Genomic DNA, 1,708 nt, shown 5'->3' on the forward strand with positions numbered 1-1,708 from the left:
TATTTTGTTTTATTATGGTTAAAAAGCATTCTGTACTTTTATTGAACAACGCTATTTTTACCAGCATGCTTAATGGTTTAGCGCAGCTTTTACCGTAAAACCTGATTAAATACTCTATTTTTCAGGCTATTAAGCAGAGATAATATTCTGTATTGATACAGAGATAAACAAAAAAAAGCGCGACTTCCAGCATAAAATAATGGGACAAAGAGTGGAATAAATCACTACTGATTAGCGGAAAAAACTGCCTGTTTTTCGATCCCTGATGTTTAAAACTGCTTCAGCGGCTGCGTTAAAAGTATTCACCTGATCCAGACAACGAAAAAGTGAAAGCGTCTGGCTAAGGAAATTGAGTACACTGCTGCCATCTTTTGAGATTTGGACCCGCAGTGAATGAAACTGACCATCATCCGTTTAGACACGTTTAGCGACCAGGATCGCATTGATTTAGCTAAAATTTGGCCGGAGTACTCCGCATCGTCACTGAACGTTGACGATACGCACCAGATCTACGCCGCCCGCTTTAATGAGCGACTGCTGGCAGCGGTGCGTGTGACCCTTAGCGGCAGCGAGGGGGCGCTGGATTCTCTGCGCGTACGGGACATGACCCGCCGTCGTGGCGTGGGACAGTATCTGATTGAAGAGGCGATGGCGCGTAATCCGCAGGTGACTCGCTGGTGGATAGCCGACGTCGGCGTCGAAGACCGTAGCGTCATGGCGGCCTTTACCCAGGCGCTGGGCTTTAGCCCGCGGCAGGACGGCTGGGAAAAGCGGCTATAGCAGCCATAAAAAAGCCCGGTGGCGCTAGCCGGGCTTTTTTATGAATAAAGCTGCTCGATAGATTTTGTCGGGTAAAAAAGCGCGTGCGCGTTTTCTCCGACCAGCGGAATAAATCCCAGCGAGAGATAAAATGCATGCGCTTTCTCGTTCATAGCTTCAACAAACAGGCCATGGATGCCCACAGCCTGCGAGGCTGAATAGACAACTTTCATCGCATGAGAAACCAGTACCGAACCCCACCCCTTTCCTTGCAGAGAACGATCGACCGCCAGACGCCCGAGGGTAACGCTGGGAATGTTTTTGTAAGGAATTCTCTTCTGCTGTGACTTTGACGGCAGGGCTATTCGCTCAAAGCAGCTACCTGACAGGGTGTAGTAGCCCAGTACCCGCCGTTCCGGCGTTGTTGTGCGAAGGATATAGGCACGCAGAATTTTTCCGGTATGCTGCCGCCTGAGATGCTCGATTAGAAAGAGATTCAGGGCCGTTTCCCCGCAGTCGAACTGCTGCCAATCATACTCCGTATCCTCTGCTAGGATCTCTATCGTCAGGTTTTCCACGGTTCACTCCATGTCTTTAAGACGTTTCGCCGCGCGGTTGAGTTTTTCATTAGGTGAGAGCGGGTTACCGAGCGCTTCCATGACGCGATTCCAGGATTCGTCGTTCAGGATAACTCGACGATGCTGCTCAATGACTTCTGCGGCTCTTTCCGATGCGCTAGTGAGCATAAACTGCGTGACTGACTGATTGGTCAGGGCCGCAGCCTCTTCAATGATGCTTTTGTCATCGTCAGTTAAACGCAGATCGATACGCTGCTTTTTTAGTGCCGTCATGATGCCTTCTCCAGCTATCACACGTGATAGCACAAATGTACGGATATTTACCGTACGTTTATTTTATGCCTGTCGGTATAAAAATTCAACGCCTGGGC

The 1,708-nt window shown here is 49.2% G+C and carries 3 protein-coding genes; 1 reads left to right on the forward strand and 2 read right to left on the reverse strand.

The genetic code is table 11. The features are described from left to right. The first annotated feature begins 393 nt into the window (after positions 1-393). Positions 394-780 (forward strand): aspartate 1-decarboxylase autocleavage activator PanM, encoded by a 387-nt coding sequence (gene panM / locus FN633_RS04835; RefSeq protein ID WP_154056927.1) that lies wholly within the window; start codon positions 394-396, stop codon positions 778-780. Between the two features lie 38 nt (positions 781-818). Here panM and FN633_RS04840 read toward each other — a convergent pair whose 3' ends face one another. Together FN633_RS04840 and FN633_RS04845 are read right to left on the reverse strand one after the other, a co-directional pair. Next, complete coding sequence (locus tag FN633_RS04840; protein ID WP_154056928.1) at positions 819-1,337, reverse strand: GNAT family N-acetyltransferase; 519 nt, start codon at positions 1,335-1,337, stop codon at positions 819-821. A gap of 3 nt (positions 1,338-1,340) precedes the next feature. Beyond that, a complete protein-coding gene (locus tag FN633_RS04845) occupies positions 1,341-1,610 on the reverse strand; it encodes a type II toxin-antitoxin system TacA family antitoxin (protein ID WP_154056929.1) in 270 nt (89 codons plus the stop codon). Positions 1,611-1,708: the final 98 nt, after the last annotated feature.

The sequence above is a fragment of the Pseudescherichia vulneris genome (assembly GCF_902164725.1).
Classification (GTDB): Bacteria; Pseudomonadota; Gammaproteobacteria; order Enterobacterales; family Enterobacteriaceae; genus Pseudescherichia; species Pseudescherichia vulneris.